Consider the following 18410-nt stretch of genomic DNA (forward strand, 5'->3'; position numbering starts at 1 on the left):
AACCTCTCCTTTTCATTTCCTTGTCACACCAGAAATACCGTCTCGTCCTCGTCCGCCGCCGCGGCCGTGTCCCGCAGCTGCGGCCGGGGCGGAAACCGTCTGGCCGCCTGCCGCTCATAGGCGCTCTTGAGCGCCAGCAGCTCCGGCTCCTCCAGCTTCTCCGCCACGCCGGCCCACACCTCGCCGGGCACAGTCTCGTCGGTCAGCATGGCAAGGCGGGCCACCTCCCGGCGCAGCTCCTTCATGTACCGGCGCCCCAGGGCCGCCTCCCGCTCCAGCTGCACCCGCTCCCGGTCGGGAGCGCCGTACCGCTTCAGCACGCCCGCGTCCCGCTGGGCGGGCACCGCCACGAAGGACCACTCGTAGGCGTCGGTGGGCTCCCGCAGCTCCGTGAAGCACAGCCTTCCGTCGTAGACCTCCCCCTTCACATGGTGGCAGGTCCCGGCGGGCGCTCCGCAGACGGAGCACACGCTCTGCGCCACGCTGCACCCCACGCTGACCTCCTTCGTGATGCCGCCCTCGATCTGGGCGATCAGCTGCGCGTTGGCTTCAGTCCGCAGCAGATACGCCCAACCCTTGAGGTAGCAATAGCCGTCCCCGGCGGCGGTGATCCGCCCCGGCTCCGCCACCACCTCAGTCCGGTAGATGCGGGCCGTCTGCCCCCTGGCGGACCACTGGTGATCAAAGATACCGCTTTTGCCCAGGAACAGCTCCCCCAGCCGCTCCAGGCCCGCGGTCTCGAACCGTTCGTAATCCCGGTCCACCTCGTTGTCGCACAGCCGCACCGCAAAGGCGTAGACCTGCTCCGCCTCCAGGGGCGTCTTGGCGTATTGATTGATGTACGCCAGCTCCTCCGCGGCCGGGGTCCCGGCCGCCCGCTCGCTCCGCTCCTTCTGGATCTCCACGCTCACTCCCCGCTTCCCTCCTGAATTTCCGCGTCCCCGCCGGGGATCGCTTTCTGCGCCGCGGCCTCTGCCGCGTCGTTTTCCAGTTCCAGCTTCCGGGCCTGCTGGCGGTAGAGGGCCGCCCGGGCCTCCTCTACCTGATCCTGGAGATTGATGTCGTCCCAGACCACCCGGAAGCCGCAGCCATAGCCGTGCATCCGCAGCCACAGCCGGCAGATCCGCTCCACCGTGGGGGTCAGCGTCCGCCGGATGGCGGTGATCTCCGTGGTCAGCAGGTCCGCCTGCTGGGAGCTCATCCGCTCCGTGGAGCTCCAGCTGAGTCCCAGCATGAAAGGCGGGATGGCCGTCTTGGCCACCACCTGCTCCAGGATCTGCCGCACCGGCACCTCGCTGTCCAGAATGGGCCCGTCGGCACCGATGACCTTGATCTCCACGTCGCCAATCGCCACAAAGTCCCGGACGCTGCCGCCGCGGGTCTCCTGCATGGCCCGGGACCACTCCCCGGCCAGCTGGCGGCTCCGCTCCGCCGCCTGTCCGCCCTCGCCGCTCCGGCAGGTCACGGCGTAGCGCACATTGCCGCACCGCTCCCAGTTGACCCCGATGGTGTGATAGATCTTCATGAGGATGTCCGTCAAAAAGGGCAGCGACCTCAGCAGCGACACGCCGTATGGGCTGTCCCCCTCCGGATTGAAGGGGGTGAACAGCAGCAGGTCCTGACAGGGCAGCGGCCCCATCTTTCCCTGCTCGTCGGGTCCGCAGATGGTAAAGTCCAGGGGGTTGTCCCCCTCCCGGATCTCAATGCTCTCCACCCGGCCGCACAGCACCGCCGCGATGTCCCGGTTCCCCGCCGCCGGCAGGATCTCCCCCACGGCCCGGCCGCAGGTCAGCAGAGAGTCGGCATACCCGTCGAGAAATGCGTTGATGCCGAACTGTCCCCGCCCCACCGGCACGGTACGCAGGAACTCCCCCAGTTCCCGCTCCGCCGACGGGTCGCCGCAAACGGCGGTGACACCGCCTGTCATGCGGATCAGCTTGTAAATGGCGGCGTCCACCACCGGCACCGCTTCCCGGACCGCCCGGTACAGCCGGATCTCCCCGGAGCGCAGGGCCGCATAGCTGCCCAGCTCCCCGAAGGGATGGCGTCCGGTCTCCCGCAGCTGCACCGCCGCGGCCGCCGGCTCCTTGCGCGTTTGAAACCACTTCAACCTTCCGATCCCTCCCATGCCCGTCTCTGCGGGCCGTTTTCTCACAGGGCCCGCCGCTCCACGCAGGTGGCCGCGAATCCGCCCTGTTCCTCCGCCGCCACGTCCATGGCGAAATACCGCATCTCGTCCATGGCGTGGTCGTGCTCCTTCCGGGGCGCGTCCCGCGTCCCCCGGTCCTCCCAGCAGTACAGCTCCATCTCCCGCAGCAGGTCGGCGCAGCCCTCGCAGATCACCAGCCGTCCCGCCTTCAGCAGGTCCGCCGTGACCCGGATGCCGTCTGCGACGTCGTTCCGGGCCTTGACCACGGGGAATCCGGCCCGCTGCAGCGCCAGGATGAAGCTGGCCGCCGAGGGGTCCGCGATGACCCGCTGGATCACCCGGTCCCCCGCCAGGCGCCGCAGGTCCTCCACGTACTCCCCGTCGGTTTTCTGCCGTCCGGTCCGCCGGGAGTCGTAGTAGTACTCCGCCGTCCGGTACCAAACGCCGTTCCTTCTGCCCCACAGGCCGAAGGAGGCGGGATTGGACGTACCGTAGTCCACGGACACCCGCCACGCCTCAAAGGGCCCCTCCGGCGCGGGAGGGCAGCGGCTGCGGTCGAAGAAGTCGTACACCAGCCCCTGGGCGGCGGTCCACTCCCCCAACACGAACCGCCGGTAGAACACTCCGGAGTAGGCCCGCCGGTAGCGGGCCCGGATCCGGGGCGTCAGCGCCGGGTTGTCCTCCATGGTAAAGTGAAGGTACAGCGCCCGCCGCTGCTCCGCCTTCAGGATCCACTCCCGGTAAAACCAGTGCTGAGGCCCCTCAGGGTTGCAGTTGAACCACAGGCGGCTGCCCGGCACGCTGCACCGGGCACAGGCCTGCTCCACGAAGCTCCGCGGCATCAGGGCCGCCTCATCCAGCAGCACGCCCGCCAGGGTGCTGCCCTGGATCAGGGCGGCACTGGACTCGTCCCGTCCGCCGAAGATCAGGAAGCGGTTCTCCCGTCCCCCGGTCCGGACGATCAGCAGATGTTCCGACCGCACCTCCCGCACCGTCATCCCCAGCCGTCTCAGGTACGGCACCAGATCCTGCAGCAGATTCCGCCGCAGGGAGGAGATGGTCTTGCCGCACAGGCCGAACTGCCGCCCGTCAAAGCAGCTCTGGGCCCACAGGAAGAAGGACAGCCCCATGGAAAAGGTCTTTCCGCTGCGGACGGCGCCGTCACAGATGATAGCTTCCCACCGCTGCCGCCGCCACCAGGTCAGAACCTTCTTCTGCTTGGGGGAAAACCGCGTGATCTCAGCCGTCCTCCCACCCCCCGTCCTCGGCGGCCTCCGCCAGGGCCCGGCACAGCTCCTCAGCCCCATCCGCGCCGCCGTCCAGCAGGCCCCAGAGGGTCTCCAGAGCCCGCACCCGGTCCACCATCTTGACCTCCACACCGCCCTTGTCTGTCACCCGGAATTCCGCCACAGCGGACAGGTCCAGCCCCTCCGGGTCCGTCCCTCCCTGCCCCAGCGCCAGGCGCACCGCGTCGTTGGCCCGGCCGAAGGCCAGCTGGGCCAGCCTTCGCAGCACGTCCTCCCGCCGGACCTGAGCTGCGGCACCGGAGCGCATGATCTCCAGCCGGCTGCGGACTGTCTCCTGCTCCAGCAGAGCGAATCCGTCCTTTCGCCCCGCCTCCGCGGCGGCCCGCTCCGGATCCATGGTCCTGAGATACGCACGGCAAAACCGTGCCTCGCTCTCCCGCCTCTCCATGCCGTTCCTCCTCTCCTCCGTCTCACATCCAGGGCCGCACAAGCCAAAAAGTTGCACGCCGGCGTGCAACTCTTTTTGATTTTTGCGCAAAAAAAGTCCCGCGGGAATCTCCCGCGGGACTTCTGCGTGTCTGATCTCATTTTTAAGCGGCCGCTCTGCCGGTGCTCTTTTCCAGCAGGGCAGCGGCGGCATCGGCGTTGCTGACGCTGTAAAACACCAGGCCCATGGCGCCGCCCTGGCCCGTGCTCTGCATATCGATCTTGGGATGGCAAGCCCGCCAGCGCAGCTGCTTGTGGATCTCCGGGAACAGGCATCCGCCCAGCACCAGGCACTGTCCGGCAGCCATGTCGGTCACCAGCTTGAACTCGTCGATCTCATCCAGTTCCATGTAATAGATGCTTTTGTCACGGGACATCAGGATCGCCCGCTGATTGGTGATCCAGTAACGCTGCTGCCGCAGGCTCCACCGCTCGATCACGGGGGACACCAGAATCAGCGCCACCACCAGCGCCAGCAGGCCGATGAAGCCCATGCTGACCGCTTCCCGGTTATTGTTCAGATAGGGGATCAGGATACCACCGGCAATCGCCACCGTCAGGATCCATTTAAGCAGGATGGAGCGCGTATTGGCGCTATCCAGCAGGGGGAATTCCACCGGCACGCCCTGCCAGCACACCTCTTCCTGTTCCCGCAGACAATCCTTCAAAGCCTTTTCCATTTCTTCCACTCCCTTTTTTTGGTTGGGTTTGCGCTTTTTGCTTCACTTGGTATTATACCGGATCTCCCCGTTCAACCGCCGCGAAAATCCTCCGCCCCTTTGTTAGGTCTTTGTCAAAACGGCTGAGGGCTGTGCTTGCTTTTTGTTAAGTTTTTTAGCGGAAATTTAACTCATTTTCTGATATGATAGATGCTGTAGAAGCAGCCCGCCTCTGCCGGTGCTGCGGACAAGGAGGCATCCCCTTGAAATCCAATAAATCCCTTTCCGCGCGGCTGTTCCCCTTTTCCTGGCGGGACCTGGTGATCTCCGCCGGCATCTTGCTGTGCGCCCTGGAGTTTTGTATCCTGCTGCAGATGGGCGACACCAGCGATGGCTTCGCCTCTCCCATTTTCGTCCTGGCGGTGCTGCTGGTCTCCCGTCTGACCTCCGGCTATCTCTATGGACTCATCGCCTCAGTGACAGGCGTCATCTGCGTGAACTACGTGTTCACCTCGCCTTACTGGGCCTTCAACTTCACACTCTCCGGTTATCCCCTCACCTTTTTGACCTTTCTGGCAGTGTCAGTCATCACCAGCACCCTGACCACTCAAATCAAGCAGCAGGAGCGGCTGCGGGCCGAGGGGGAAAAGGAGAAGATGCGGGCCAATCTGCTGCGCTCAGTCTCCCACGATATCCGCACCCCTCTGACCTCCATCGTGGGGGCCACCTCTACTCTGCTGGAAAATCCGGGTCTGTCCGCGGAGGAGCAGCAGACGCTGCTGAAGGATGCCAGGGACGATGCCCAGTGGCTGATCCGGGTGGTAGAAAATCTGCTGTCCATTACCCGCATGGGAGATACTCAGGCCCATATCACCAAGCAGCCGGAAGCGGCGGAAGAAGTTCTGGGAGAAGCGGTGCGGAAATTCCGCAAACGGTTCCCGGGAATCACAGTGGAGGTCCGGGCGCCGGAGGAACTGCTGCTGGTGCCTATGGACCCCATCCTGGTGGAGCAGGTGCTCTCCAACCTGCTGGAAAACGCAGCGCTTCACGGGATCCACACCACACATATCACCCTGTCCGTGCGGCCGGACGGCGACCACGCCCGTTTTTCCGTCCGGGACAACGGCGGTGGTATCCCCGCCAAAGTTCTGCCCACTCTGTTCGACGGCAGTCTCAAGCACAGCGAGACCAGTGCCGGCGACGGCAAACGAAATATGGGCCTGGGGCTTTCCGTGTGCCTGGCGATCGTCCGGGCCCACGGCGGCACTATGGAGGCCAACAATCTGTCTGAGGGCGCGGAATTCTCTTTCCGTCTGCCCCTTGCCTGAGGAGGAACCTGACTTATGAACATCCGGGAAAAAATTCTGGTGATTGAAGATGAAAAGAGCATCTCTCATTTCATCTCCGCTGTACTCAATTCCAACGGCTACGAGGCCATGCAGGCCCGCACCGGCGCAGAGGCCCTGTCCATGATCTCCTCCCACTGCCCGGACCTGATCATTCTGGATCTGGGCCTTCCGGATATGGACGGTCTGGACATTCTGCGCCAGCTGCGCTCCTGGTCCAGCCTTCCGGTGGTGGTCGTCTCCGCCCGCTCCCACGAGCGGGATAAAGTAGATGCCCTGGACCTGGGCGCCGACGACTATCTCACCAAGCCCTTCGGCACCGACGAGCTGCTGGCCCGGGTCCGCACCGCCATCCGCCACACCCGCACCGCCTCCGGCAACGATGAGATTGCCCGCAACGGCACCTACTCTGTGGGGGAGCTGGTCATTGACTACAACAAGCATCAGGTCCTGGTTCGGGGGGAGAACGTCCATCTGACTCTCAGCGAGTTCCGGATCGTGGCGCTTCTTGGCAAATATGCCGGCAAGGTCCTGACCTACGACTTCATCATCAAGGAGCTGTGGGGCCCCCGTGCCAGCGGTGACAACCAGATACTCCGGGTCAATATGGCCAATATCCGCCGCAAGATTGAAAAAAACCCCGCCGAGCCGGAGTATCTGTTTACAGAAGTGGGCGTGGGCTACCGCATGGCCGAGGGAGAATGACGCTCTCCACGCACCCGATTTTATTCCGCCGCCACGCAAAAAGCGTGGCGGCGGCTTTCTGTCTTGTTAACGATTTCTTAACGCAATCGATTAAATCTCTTATGCAATCTAAATTAAATTGTCCATTCCTTAACGGCCGCTCCTCAAAAAATCTGCTATCGTATATACTGTGATAGGAGGGCGAAACGAGACGTCCTTCGAGGCACAATGCGAAAAAGGAGTGTGTGTTTATGGCAACATTTATTCTGGGCCTCGTGATTTTGTTCGTAGGCGCCGCTATTTACGGCAAGTTCTGCGAAAAAGTCTTTGGCCCCGACGACCGTGAGACTCCTGCTTATTCCAAGCAGGACGGCGTGGACTACGTTCCCATGAGAGGCTGGAAGAACAGCCTGATCAACCTGCTGAACATCGCCGGCACCGGCCCCATCTTCGGACCCATTCAGGGCATCCTCTTCGGGCCCATCGCCTTCATCACCATCCCCATCGGCAACGTCATCGGCGGTGCTATGCACGACTATTTCTCCGGCATGATCTGCCTGCGTGACGGCGGCAGCCAGATGTCCTCCATGATCCGCAAGTATTCCAACAAGGGTGTCTACCGCGTGTACAACGTGTTCGTCTGCCTGCTTCTGCTGCTGGTGGGCGCCGTGTTCATCTACACCCCCGGCGACATCGCCGCCACCGGCATCTTCGGCTTTGACGGCGCCGCCACCTCCGTGTCCACCTGGGTGATCTATGGCTGCATTTTCGCCTACTATCTGATCGCCACCGTGTTCCCCATCGACGCCATCATCGGCCGCATCTATCCCGTCTTCGGCGCCATCCTGATGTTCTCCGCCCTGGGCGTGTTCATTGGTCTGTTCGCTCACGGCTATCCTCTGCTGAACATCTGGGACGACTGGCAGGGCGTCGCTTTCAGCGCCTTCCAGACCACCGCTGACGGCGGCACCGCTCCCTTCAGCTACGGTGAGTACTTCGCCACCGGCCACTTCCTGCCCGTGTTCTTTGTGACCGTGGCCTGCGGCATCCTCTCCGGCTTCCACTCCACTCAGACCGCCATCATCTCCCGTACGGTCAAGAGCGAGAAGCAGGGCCGCATGACCTTCTACAACATGATGATCCTGGAAGGCTTCATCGCCATGGTTTGGGCCGCTGCCGCCATGGGCATCTACAACCTGGGCATCCAGGCTGCCAACGCCGGCGCCACCGGCACCGTTATCGCGGTCTGCAAGGATATTCTGGGCAACGTGGGCGGCGTCATCGCCCTGATCGGCATTGTGGTTCTGCCCATCACCTCCGGCGACACCGCTCTGCGCGGCCTGCGCCTGACCGTGGCCGAAACCCTGCACATCGACCAGAGCAGCAACAGCAAGCGCCTGGGCCTGTCCGCCATCATCTTCGCCCTGGTGGCTGTGATCCTGGTGTTCGCCAAGGTGAATGCTGAGGGCTTCAACATCCTGTGGCGTTACTTCGCCTGGTCCAACCAGACCCTGTCTCTGTTTGCCTTCCTGGCCATCTCCATCTGGATGTTCGAGAACAAGAAGGGCAACTTCGTGTGGGTGCCTCTGATCCCCGGCGCCTGGTACACCTTCATCACCGTTACTTACATTGCCAACGCCAAGATCGGCTTCAACATCCCCTGGACCGCCGCCTATGTGATCGGCGTCACGGCCGCTGTTGCGTATGTGGCTGTTATCATCTGGTACGGCAAGAAGCGCGCCAGCGTCCTGGCAAAATAAGATTCTTCATCTCCCCTTTTCCAGCTCTCCGCATTCTCGTTTGCGGGAGCATGCCGCAAAAAGCCCCGCCGCACTTGTGCGGCGGGGCTTTTTTCATGTTCTCACTATGCATACACTACCATCAGTCCAGTCACAATGCCCAACACGGCAGCCAAGGCCGGCATCCGTGACTGCCAGAGTGTCAGTGCCTCCGGCAGCAGCTCTCCAAACACCACATACAGCATGGCGCCGGAGGCGAATCCCAGCGTCACCGCCAGTCCCACCGGCCCCAGGGTCCCCATCTGATATCCCAGCGCCGCACCGGCCACAGTGGGCATACCTGTTGCCGCCGCAGCGGCCAAGGCCCAGATCCGGGGCAGATTCCCGGCCCGCAGTGGCCCAGCCACTGCCATGCCCTCCGGAATGTTGTGCAGGGCAATCACAGCCGCCAAAGCCACACCGCCGGCGCCTTCCCTGCCTCCGGAGGCAAAGGCCGCCCCGATCACCATGCCCTCCGGCACATTGTGCAGAGCTACCGCCGCTGCCAGCGCTGCTCCGGCAGCGGCCAGGCCATGGGCGCCCCGCCGCTCCAGCAGCCGCTCCAACCCTTCCACGGCCCCATGTCCCGCCAGCACCGCCGCCGCAGTCAGGGCCAATCCCATTCGCCCACCGGCGCCCACAGCCTCCGCCAGCAGGTCGCAGCACACCACCGCCGTCATGACCCCGGCAGCAAAGCTCAGCAGCAGGCTCACCATCCGGGGCGAGTCTCGCCGCAGCAAACACGCGATCCCGCCTCCCAGGCCCGTACCGCCGATCCCCGCCAGCCCTGTGGCCGCCACCGCTGTCCAGAACATTCCTCTACCTCCCTCAAAGCGTACAAAAGCGGGAAGGCAGCTTCCGCCGCTTCCCGCTTTCGTATGGCGCCTCTGCGCCTCAGATCAGAATATAAATCAGCAGGATCACCAATCCCAGGCCGGACAGCAGCAGGTCGAAGGAGAAGGTCTCCTCCACCAGGAACCGCCGGGGCTTTCTGCCGTACACGCCGAAGTCCTCGTTCCGCTTGGGCACGAAAATGCCCGGCGCCTTGGTGAAGAGGATCCGCTCTCCGACCAGCACCACCAGGTCTCCCAAAGAGGCCAGAATCCGGGCGAACAGGGCACCAGTGAAGGCCAGTCCCCTCAGCACGGGCCGGTATACCCGGTCCTCCAGATCTGCCCAGGCGGGCCAGCGATCCACATAGACCCGCTCGCTGCCCTCCTGCTTCATCAGCAGCTGCCGCACCACCAGCAGATACACCGCCGCGCCGATCCCCAGGGAGATGCAACTGCCCTTGAGATTGACCCAGGTGAAGTAGTGGACGGCGTGGCCCTCGTCCGCCGCCAAAAAGGCCGCGGCCCACCGGGCAATGGGCTCCATGGTCCGTCCCGGCGTCACGCCAAGCCCCAGTAGTATCGCCGCGCCGCAGCACAGCACCGCCTGGGTCCAGGAAGACATATACTCCCGAACGCCGATCCGCTGTCCCACCGCCCGGGGGGAGGCAAAGATCGCCACGAACAGCTTGGTCATGTAGGCCGCCGTCAGACCGCCGGAGATCAGGAAGATCCACTCCACCGCCTGGAACGGCGCCGCGGAGAGCCCCTCGTGCTCCAGCAGGTGGATGTACTCCACGATGCCCTCGTGAAGCAGCGTCTTGCTGACGTAGCCGGAAAAGCCCGGCACACCGGCGATGGAGGCCGCCGCCACGAAGAAGGTCCCCTTCAGCCACAGGCGGTTGCGGCCCCAGCCCCGGATGGCGTTGAGGTCCAGGGTGTGGGTATTCACGTACACCACACCCGCCGCCACGAACAGCACCAGCTTGATGAGGCTGTGGTTGAGCATGTGCAGCACGGTGCCCCAGGCCGCCAGGGCGTTCTCCCCGTCCAGATACCCCTGCATGGCCACGCCCACCAGGATAAACCCGATTTGGGACATGGAGGAGCAGGCCAGGGTCCGCTTGAGGTCGATGGAAAACAGCGCCAGCACGGCCCCCAGGGCCATGGTCACGGTCCCCAGGACCAGTATCACTCTATTCCACGGCACGTCGGCCCAGAACAAAAAGCGGGACACGATCAGCACGCCGAACACGCCGCTCTTGGTCAGGATGCCGCTGAGCAACGCCGACGCCGGCGCCGGCGCCACAGGATGGGCCTTGGGCAGCCAAATGTGCAGGGGGAACATGCCCGCCTTGGCGCCGAAGCCCACCAGGCAGCAGGCCCCGGCCCCGTAGAGCTCCCACCGGTCCTCCGCCGCCACTGCAGCGGCCAGCTCCGGCAGCCGGGCAAACTCCAGGGACCCCAGCAGGTGGCCCAGCCACAAAAGACCCACCAGCAGCGTCATGCCGCCGATGACCGCCACCGCCAGATACGTCTCTGCGGCCCGCAGGGCCTGGGGCGTCTCATTCTGCGCCACCCACACGTAAGAGGTGAAGGACATCATCTCGAAGAACACGAACAGTGTAAAGAGATCTCCCGCCAGAAACACGCCCATCAGGGCCCCCTGGGTCAGCAGCCAGAAGAAATAATACCGGTTGCAGCCCTCGGCGGAGGCAAAATAGGGCGGGGACACCGCGCCGGTGCCCACCCACAGCGCCGCCGCCACTGCCGCCAGCAGCCGTCCCAGGCTCCCGGCGGTAAAGTGGAGGCCCAGACCGCAGACACCCGGCAGGGTCAGCGCCGCCGCCGGAAGGAACAGCAGCACCAGTGCCGCCGCCAGCTCCGCCAGCGGCACCAGCTGGATAAAGCGGTCCCGCAGGCCCCGGTCCCGGCGCCGCAGGGGGAACACCACCGGCGCCATGGCCATGGGGAACAGGATCAGAAACAGCATCAATCCTTGCGCCATCGTCTCTCCCCCTTCCTCACAGCACGCCCTGGCCCACCAGCTGCAAAAAGCCGATGACCAGGTCGGAGCAAAGCGCCAGAAGAACGCCGGAGGCCGTCAGGGCCAGCAGCGGGACCTTCATGGCCCAGCCCGGGTCCCGCACCTGGTCCAGCGCCGCCCGGTCCAGCTCCCCGATGGGGAAATAGGCCCGGGCCACGATGGTGATGAGATACAGCGTGGTCAGCAGCGTGGACAGGATCAGCGCCCCCAGGCCCGCGTAGGCCAGGGGATTGACGGAGGCCACCGCCCCCTCGGCAATCATCCACTTTCCGGCAAAGCCCCCCAGGGGCGGCACACCGATCAAAGCGAAGGAGGACACCGTGAAGGTGCCGAACACCACCGGCATCACCCGGCCGAAATCCTCCAGCTCGTAGACATACTCCCGCCCCTGGTGCAAAATGGCGCCGGCGCAGCAGAACATGGTGATCTTGGTGAAGGCGTGGTAGACCATGTGGGTCATGCCGCCCACCAGCCCCGCCGGACTCATCAGCGTCAGGGCAAAGAGGATATAGGAGAGGTTGCTGACGGTAGAAAAGGCCAGCCGCCGCTTCAGGTGCGGTGTCCGCAGCGACCGGGCAGAGCCGTAGACAATGGTAATGATGGTGGCGGTCATGACCACGGTCTGTGCCCAGGTCCCCCACAGGAAGTCCGCCCCGAAGCCGAAGTAAATGAGCCGCAGCACGGCGAAGGCGCCTGCTTTCACCACCGCCACTGCGTGGAGCAGGGCGCTGACCGGCGTGGGCGCCACGGAGGCGTCCGGCAGCCAGCCGTGAAAGGGGAACAGCGCCGCCTTGACGCCGAAGCCGAAGAAGGCCGCCACAAAGGCCACCAGCAGCGTACTCTCGCTGCCGGCCACCCGGGCCGGGTCCAGCACACCGCCGTAGGTGAAGTTCAGATGCCCCACGCCGTAGTTGAGCAAAAACACAATGCCGATAAAGGCAAAGGCCGCCCCCGACAGGGAGTAGATGATGTATTTGCGCCCGGCGTACCGGGCCTTTTCATCCATGGCGTGCATGACCAGCGGCAGCGTGGCCAGGGTCAGCAGCTCATAGAAGAAGTACAGCGACAAAAAGTCCTCGGAGTAGGCGATGCCCAGCACCACACCGTAGGCCATGAGCCAAAAGCTGAAAAAGCGGCTCTCATGGCCCTCATGGGACATGTAGTCCAATGCGTACACCGTCACCAGCGGCCACAGGAAGGACACGATGGCCCCGTACACCATGGAGGCCCCGTCGATCCGCAGGGAGATGGAGAAGCTCTCGGAAAAGCGCACCAGGATACAGGCCAGGGCGGCAGATCCCTTGGCATAGGTGATCAGGATACAGAGGAAGGAGAGCACGGAAGTGACCAGGGCGGAGGCCGTCACATAGATGCTTCGGACCCGGCGGTCCTTGGGCTGCGCCACCAGCAGCACCAAACCCAGCAGCATGGGCACCAGAATAGGCAGCGTCAAAAACCGGTGCATCCGATCTCCCTCCTCTCACAAAAATTCCAGGGCCGCTCCCTCACGGAAACAGTCCTCCAGCCAGCTCCCCCAGCCATCCGGTCACCGCGCCGGGCACCAGGCCCAGCACCACCGCCGCAGCGGCAAAGGCCACCAGGGGCCAGCTCATCCAGGGCCCCACTTCCCTGCGCTCGGCGATATAGTCCTTTCCAGGAAAAAAACCGTCCGTCACGATGGGCAGCAGGTATCCCGCCGTCAGCAGGGCCGACACCACCAGCACCGCCATTCCCGCCGCGCTGAACGGCCCCACCGGCGCCTCCAGTCCTGCCGACACCAGATACCACTTGCTGACAAAGCCCGCCATGGGGGGAATCCCGATCAGGGACAGCGCCGCCAGGGTAAAGCACCACATGGTCACCGGCATCCGCTTGCCGATGCCCCGCAGCTGGTCCACCCGTGTGTAGTTGGTGGAGAAGATGATGGCGCCCGCCGCCAGGAACAGCGCGTCCTTGGCCACGGCGTGGAAGATCATCTGGGTCATGGCCGCCTGGACTCCGGCCGGGGTCAGCAGCAGCAGTCCGAACAGCACATAGGACACCTGGCTCACGGTGGAGTAGGCCAGCCGCCGCTTGAGCTGCTTTTCCCGGTAGGCCAGCATGGACCCCACGAACACCGTGGTCAGCGCCAGGGTCAGCAGCACATACTGGGGCCAGCTGCCCCGGAGAAACTCCGGCCCGAACATGTAGTAGGTGACCCGGATCACCGCCAGCACGCCGCCCTTGGTGATGACGCCGGAGAGCACGGCGGAAGCCGGTGCCGGAGCCACCGGGTGGGCGGAGGGGAGCCAGGCCTGCATGGGCACCATGCCCGCCTTGGCGCCGAAGCCCACGATCATCAGGCAGTATGCCGCCAGCAGCAGCTCCCGGTGCTGGGCGGACCGGGCCGGATCCATGACGCCGCCGGGGGCGAAGTCCGGCGCCGCCAGATAGTAGGCCACGAAGAAATACCCGATCAGAGCCATGCCGGCACCGAACACCGAATAGCCCAGGTACTTGAACCCCGCCCGCCGGGCAGCGGCGGTGGAGGTGTGCAGCACCAGCGGCACGGTGATCAGGGACATGACCTCAAAGAACATGTACAGCGTCACGAAGTTAGCCGCCATGGCAAGGCCCATCAGCACACCCAGGGTCATGGTGTAGAACCCCAGGAACTGCCGCTCCCGGCCGGCGTGGCGGATATAGGGGAAGGCGAACAGCAGCACCGGCACCCAGATGCAGACGCAAAGCAGCATGAAAAACCGGGCCAGGCCGTCGGTCCGCAGCGCCAGGTGCAGCGCCCCCTGGATGGTCAGCAGCACCAGCCGCCGCTCCGGCAGCAGGCACGCCACCGCTGCCAGGACCGCCGTAGCCAGGATCACCGTCAGGGCCAGCCGGTCACGGAGCTGTTCACTTTTTTGCCGGAACACAAAGATCCCGCCTATCAGAGGCACCAGGATCGGCAGCAGCAGCACCATGGGCGCAGTCCTCTCACATTCTCAAAATTTCTCATCAGGTCAGCCGGAGCCCGGCCTCGATCACATTCAAAACAGGGTGATAAAAGATGCCCAGCGCGAAGATCCCCGCTGTCAGCACTGCCGCAGCGGCGGTAAAGGAGCGATCGGCAACCAGATCCCCCGGCGCCACATCTGCCAGCAGGGCCTTTTCCTCCTCGGCGGGAGGCCGCACCCAGATGGCCAGCAGAGCCGGCACGTAATACAGGGCATTGAGCACTGTGGACAGAGCGATGGTCAGCAGGGTCAGCGCCGTCTTGTTGGTGGGCAGGGATGCGCTGGCAAAGTAGAGCTTGGAGACGAACCCGCCGAAGAGCGGAATACCGATCATGGACAGTGCGCCCACTGTGAACCCAAGTCCCGCCACGATGTCCCGGAAGGCGCTGCCGCGGAGGTTCCGCAGGCTCTTGTGGTGCCCGCTGACGGCGCTGAGCCGTCCAGCGCAGGCAAACAGCAGCGGCTTGCAGCAGGCGTGGACCAGAATGTGGAAGCAGGAGGCAGTGAGCCCCGCCATGGTTCCCAAACCCATGCCCATAAAGATGTAGCCGATCTGCGCCACAGAGGAGTAGGCCAGCATCCGCTTGATGTGCCGCTCCCGCATGGCTCCCAGAGACCCGAAGATCATCCCCAGCAGACCGAAGGCCAAAATCACGTTCATGACACCCATCTCCGCCATCAGCTCCAAGCTGAACACCCGGACAATGAGCGTCAGCAGCAGCACGATGTAGCCCTTGAGCACCAGCCCCGACAGCATGGCGGAGGAGGCGGTGGTGGCGCCGCCGTGGGCGTCCGGCAGCCACAGGTGGAAGGGGAACATGGCGCTCTTGATGCCAAGGCCCCCCACGATCAGGCCAATGGACACGGTCAGGGGCAGGTGATACCGTCCGGTCTGCGCCAGCTCTGCCACGGCCTCTGCCAAAGAGGGCATCAGCAGATAGCCGGTGATGCTGTTGAGCAGGGCCAGGCCGATGAGGAACAGCCCTGATCCCAGCAGGCTCATGAAGAGATAGCGAATGGTGGCGATAAGGTTTGGCCCGTTGTCCTTGGCCATGACCAGGGCGCAGGAGGCAATGGTGCAGATCTCAATGAACACATAGCCGGTGAACACATCGTTGGTGTAGGTCAGGGCCAGCAGCGCCGCCGTCAGCAGGTTCACCATGACGAAGTAGAACCGCTGCTTTTCCGGCAGGACGTCGTGGAACAGGTCCCGCCGTCCCCCCACCAGGGACATGGCCAGCACCACGCAGAAGGCGGCGGCCAGCAGCGCCTGGAGCGGCCCGCACTTGATGGCGTTGCCGTAGGGTGCCACGAACCGGCCCATGGTGTAGGTGAAGCTGAGATCCCCCAGGTAGGTATACTCCAGCACCGCGGCGTTCAGCAGCGCCGCGGTCAGAGCCACCGCCAGGGTCAACCGGTAGGCCAGGGCTCCCCGGCGCAGCGTGGCGCACAGGATCCCCGCCACGATAGCCAGGAAGATGGACAGAAAGGGAAAATTCTCCACAAGCGGCCGCATCAGTCGTCCTCCTTCCGGGCCCGCTCCAGCAGCTCCCGCAGCTCGATGGTACCGTAGCGGCGGTAAATCCGCTGGATCAGGGCCAGGGAAAAGGCGGTGATGGACACGGAAACCACGATGCCCGTCAGCACCAATCCGCTGGGGATGGGGTTGATGTACAGGGGATCGAAGCCCTGATCCCCCACGATGGGCGCGGTGCCCCCGTCAATGTAGCCCAGGGAGGCCAGCAGCAAAAACACAGCGGAATCCATGATGTTGAAGCCCACGACCTTCCGCAGCAGGTTCTGCTGGAGCAGCATGTTCATCAGCCCCACACCGAACAGGATCACCGCGGTCACGGCAAAGCGGTTCTGCAAAACCATCTCCAGCACAGGCGTCTCCCCCTCTCTCTCGTCATAGCCGCCCCGTCACAGCTCCCCCCGGGAGAACAGGGCGTAAAATCCGTATACCGTGCAGGCCACCACCAGCCCCACCGCCAGGTCGATCAGCAAAACCATGCCGGTGAGGTAGTTGGGCAGTCCGTTGGCGCCGATGAAGATATACGCGCCGTACAGCAGGGCGTACAGCAGCAGTCCGCAGGTCCGAACCGCCGCATAGGTCCGCCGGTCCATGAAGGCCCGGATGTTCTGGTGGCCGAAGGCGGCGGAGAACAGGATCAGTCCCGCCCCCAGCACCGTCCCGCCGGAGAAGCCGCCGCCCGGCGACTCCTCACCGTGGAGCAGCACATAGATGGCGAACAGGAAGATGAAGGGCACCAGCAGCCAGGACACCTGCCGTAAAATGGGGTCCTGATGCCCCGCGGCGATGGCGTCCTCCCGGGTCTGCTTGGCCGCATCCATCTCCGAGGTGTTGTTCCGATCCCGCAGCAGCAGGATCATCACCGCCGTCACCGCCAAAAACAGCACGCAGCTCTCCCCCAGGGTGTCGAAGCCCCGGTAGCTGAGGATCATGGCCGTCACGGCGTTGGCCGAGCCGGTCTCCTCCCTGCCGTACTCCAGATAGTGCTCGGCGACCTCGTTGTTGGTGGGGTTGTCCTCATCGCCGAACACCGGCATGGTCAGCACCGCCGCCATCATGATCCCCACCAGCACCAGACACAGCGCCCCGGCGGCCAGGGGATACCAGTTGAAAAACCGGTGGAGCCGATGCTTCTCCCGGCGCTCGTGCTCCTCATCGCTGGGCCGGAAGGAGCGGGGCGGCCGCTGCTCCATGACGAACAGCGACTGGTCCTTCGGCTCCCGGTCCCCGTCCACCCAGGCGGTCAGCTTTTCTCTCCAATTCTCTTGTTCCTTCCGATCAGCCATCCTTCGTTCCTTTCAGCGCGTGGATCCGTTTGAGGGTCAGGAAAAACAGAATACTGGTAACGCCCGCACCCACCGCCGCCTCGGTGATGGCCAGGTCGGGGCTCTGCAGCAGGCTCCACAGCACCGCCATCAAAAGAGACATGGCCATGTACACGATCACCATAGCCAGCAGGCGGCGGCACAGGGGCGCCGCCACGGCGCAGGCGATGACGCCGATCAGCAGGATGTACTCCAGCAGGATCATCGCACCTCCACCTCACATTCCTTTTCGATCTCCGCCACCGTCATGACCTCCATCTCCGCGATGAGATGGCTGGACACGGGGCTGGTCAGCCACAAGAACAAAAATACCAGCAGCGTCTTGGCCCCGGACAGCGACCAGCCGTGGAGCACCATCAGCCCCGCCAGGATGCAGAAGATCCCCAGGGCGTCGCCCACGGCGGCAGCGTGCATCCGGCTCAGGGCGTCGCCGAAGCGGTAGAGCCCCAGCACCGCCGAGAAAAACACGAACAGCCCGAACAGCAGCAGTCCCAGGCCGATCACCGTCGCAATGTTATGCACCATGGACGCCGCCTCCCATTCTCTCCCGCTTTTCCTTCTCCAGCTGTTTCCTCCGCCGGGTCAGCACCAGCCGGGAGACCACCACCACGGTCAGAAAGCTCAGCAGCGCGTACAGCAGCGCCACATCCACCAGGAAGTCCTCTTCCATCCACACCGACAGCAGCACGATCTCCGCCACCACCAGCGTGTTGATGACGTTGACGGCGATGATCCGGTCGGTGAACCGGGGCCCCAGGATGGCGCGGACCAGCGTGGCCAGCATCAGCGCCGCCAAAACGATGGCGCTGAAGATCAAAAGCGCACCTCTCACCTGCTCCATGCTCACGCCTCCATCTTTTCCAGCCTCCGCTGGAAGTCGCAGTCCTCGATCCCCTTCGCCAGCGACGCGTCCAGGGCGTGGACGCAGAAGCGTCCGTCCTCCGCAGTCACGGTGATGGTTCCCGCGGTGAGGGTGATGGAGTTGGCCAGGATCACCCGCTCCCGGTCGGCTTTCAGCGGCGTGTTGTACCACACCAGCAGCGGCCGCATGTTCCGGCCCCGGGTGTACACCAGGCGCATCACCACAAAGCCGGCCTTCAGCATCTCTGCCAGCAGGCGGACCAGATACCGCGCCCAGCCCCACAGCCGCCCCGGCCGGGGCAGGGACATCCGGTAGTCCAGAAACTTCCAGCAAAACCAGGTCATGGCCGCGGACACCGCCAGCCCCCACAGACAGGCGTGGACCGTCACTTCCCCGGTCATCAGCAGCCACAGCAGGAAAAACAGCACGAACACGCCGCGTCCCTCCTCTCCATTTCCAGTCAAAAAAACAAC

19 protein-coding genes are annotated in these 18410 nt (G+C 64.2%); 3 read left to right on the forward strand and 16 right to left on the reverse strand.

The genetic code is table 11. The annotated features are described in order from the left end of the window. Positions 1–23 precede the first annotated feature (23 nt). From ACVDHE_RS02360 to ACVDHE_RS02380, 5 genes are all read right to left on the reverse strand, one after another. Positions 24–911, reverse strand: coding sequence for a hypothetical protein (locus tag ACVDHE_RS02360; protein WP_458885470.1), 888 nt, complete (start codon positions 909–911; stop codon positions 24–26). Next, positions 908–2110, reverse strand: a complete 1203-nt coding sequence (locus ACVDHE_RS02365; protein WP_458885471.1) for a serine/threonine protein phosphatase — start codon at positions 2108–2110, stop codon at positions 908–910. The genes ACVDHE_RS02360 and ACVDHE_RS02365 overlap by 4 nt, the downstream gene beginning before the upstream one ends. A 41-nt stretch (positions 2111–2151) precedes the next feature. Continuing rightward, positions 2152–3456, reverse strand: a complete 1305-nt coding sequence (locus ACVDHE_RS02370; protein ID WP_458885472.1) for a PBSX family phage terminase large subunit — start codon at positions 3454–3456, stop codon at positions 2152–2154. Next, the gene (locus tag ACVDHE_RS02375) at positions 3389–3844 is read right to left on the reverse strand and encodes a terminase small subunit (protein WP_213039434.1); all 456 of its coding nucleotides are present in this window, start codon (positions 3842–3844) and stop codon (positions 3389–3391) included. Before ACVDHE_RS02375 ends, ACVDHE_RS02370 begins: the two co-directional genes overlap by 68 nt. Positions 3845–3986: 142 nt before the next feature. After that, positions 3987–4562, reverse strand: coding sequence for a hypothetical protein (locus ACVDHE_RS02380; RefSeq protein WP_213039435.1), 576 nt, complete (start codon positions 4560–4562; stop codon positions 3987–3989). Between the two features lie 242 nt (positions 4563–4804). Between ACVDHE_RS02380 and ACVDHE_RS02385 the strand changes: the two genes are divergently transcribed. From ACVDHE_RS02385 to ACVDHE_RS02395, 3 genes are all read left to right on the forward strand, one after another. Next, positions 4805–5869, forward strand: a complete 1065-nt coding sequence (locus tag ACVDHE_RS02385) for a sensor histidine kinase (RefSeq protein WP_458885473.1) — start codon at positions 4805–4807, stop codon at positions 5867–5869. A 15-nt stretch (positions 5870–5884) separates the two neighbouring features. After that, positions 5885–6592: a response regulator gene (locus ACVDHE_RS02390; RefSeq protein WP_418725232.1), complete on the forward strand. Its 708-nt coding sequence runs from the start codon at positions 5885–5887 to the stop codon at positions 6590–6592. Between the two features lie 230 nt (positions 6593–6822). After that, positions 6823–8331 (forward strand): carbon starvation CstA family protein, encoded by a 1509-nt coding sequence (locus ACVDHE_RS02395; RefSeq protein WP_458885474.1) that lies wholly within the window; start codon positions 6823–6825, stop codon positions 8329–8331. 104 nt (positions 8332–8435) lie between these two features. Here ACVDHE_RS02395 and ACVDHE_RS02400 read toward each other — a convergent pair whose 3' ends face one another. From ACVDHE_RS02400 to ACVDHE_RS02450, 11 genes are all read right to left on the reverse strand, one after another. Further along, positions 8436–9164, reverse strand: coding sequence for a ZIP family metal transporter (locus tag ACVDHE_RS02400; protein ID WP_458885475.1), 729 nt, complete (start codon positions 9162–9164; stop codon positions 8436–8438). A gap of 79 nt (positions 9165–9243) precedes the next feature. Then, a complete protein-coding gene (locus ACVDHE_RS02405; RefSeq protein WP_458885476.1) occupies positions 9244–11187 on the reverse strand; it encodes a complex I subunit 5 family protein in 1944 nt (647 codons plus the stop codon). A 16-nt stretch (positions 11188–11203) separates the two neighbouring features. Next, positions 11204–12691, reverse strand: a complete 1488-nt coding sequence (locus tag ACVDHE_RS02410) for a complex I subunit 5 family protein (RefSeq protein ID WP_458885477.1) — start codon at positions 12689–12691, stop codon at positions 11204–11206. A gap of 40 nt (positions 12692–12731) precedes the next feature. Then, positions 12732–14183, reverse strand: a complete 1452-nt coding sequence (locus tag ACVDHE_RS02415) for a complex I subunit 5 family protein (protein ID WP_458885478.1) — start codon at positions 14181–14183, stop codon at positions 12732–12734. 34 nt (positions 14184–14217) lie between these two features. Then, the gene (locus ACVDHE_RS02420; RefSeq protein WP_213039455.1) at positions 14218–15732 is read right to left on the reverse strand and encodes a complex I subunit 5 family protein; all 1515 of its coding nucleotides are present in this window, start codon (positions 15730–15732) and stop codon (positions 14218–14220) included. Then, positions 15732–16094: a sodium:proton antiporter gene (locus ACVDHE_RS02425; protein WP_213039820.1), complete on the reverse strand. Its 363-nt coding sequence runs from the start codon at positions 16092–16094 to the stop codon at positions 15732–15734. Before ACVDHE_RS02425 ends, ACVDHE_RS02420 begins: the two co-directional genes overlap by 1 nt. A gap of 45 nt (positions 16095–16139) precedes the next feature. Further along, on the reverse strand, positions 16140–17036 hold the full coding sequence (gene mbhE / locus ACVDHE_RS02430; RefSeq protein WP_418725301.1) for a hydrogen gas-evolving membrane-bound hydrogenase subunit E: 897 nt from the start codon (positions 17034–17036) through the stop codon (positions 16140–16142). After that, positions 17029–17280, reverse strand: coding sequence for a hydrogenase subunit MbhD domain-containing protein (locus ACVDHE_RS02435; protein ID WP_213039457.1), 252 nt, complete (start codon positions 17278–17280; stop codon positions 17029–17031). Before ACVDHE_RS02435 ends, mbhE begins: the two co-directional genes overlap by 8 nt. Further along, entirely contained in the window at positions 17277–17600 is a 324-nt protein-coding gene (locus tag ACVDHE_RS02440) for a cation:proton antiporter (protein WP_213039458.1), read from the reverse strand. Before ACVDHE_RS02440 ends, ACVDHE_RS02435 begins: the two co-directional genes overlap by 4 nt. Continuing rightward, a complete protein-coding gene (locus tag ACVDHE_RS02445; protein WP_213039459.1) occupies positions 17590–17916 on the reverse strand; it encodes a monovalent cation/H+ antiporter complex subunit F in 327 nt (108 codons plus the stop codon). Before ACVDHE_RS02445 ends, ACVDHE_RS02440 begins: the two co-directional genes overlap by 11 nt. 2 nt (positions 17917–17918) lie before the next feature. Then, positions 17919–18371, reverse strand: a complete 453-nt coding sequence (locus ACVDHE_RS02450) for a Na+/H+ antiporter subunit E (RefSeq protein WP_458885479.1) — start codon at positions 18369–18371, stop codon at positions 17919–17921. Positions 18372–18410 lie beyond the last annotated feature (39 nt).

Source organism: Dysosmobacter sp. Phy, from assembly GCF_054476235.1.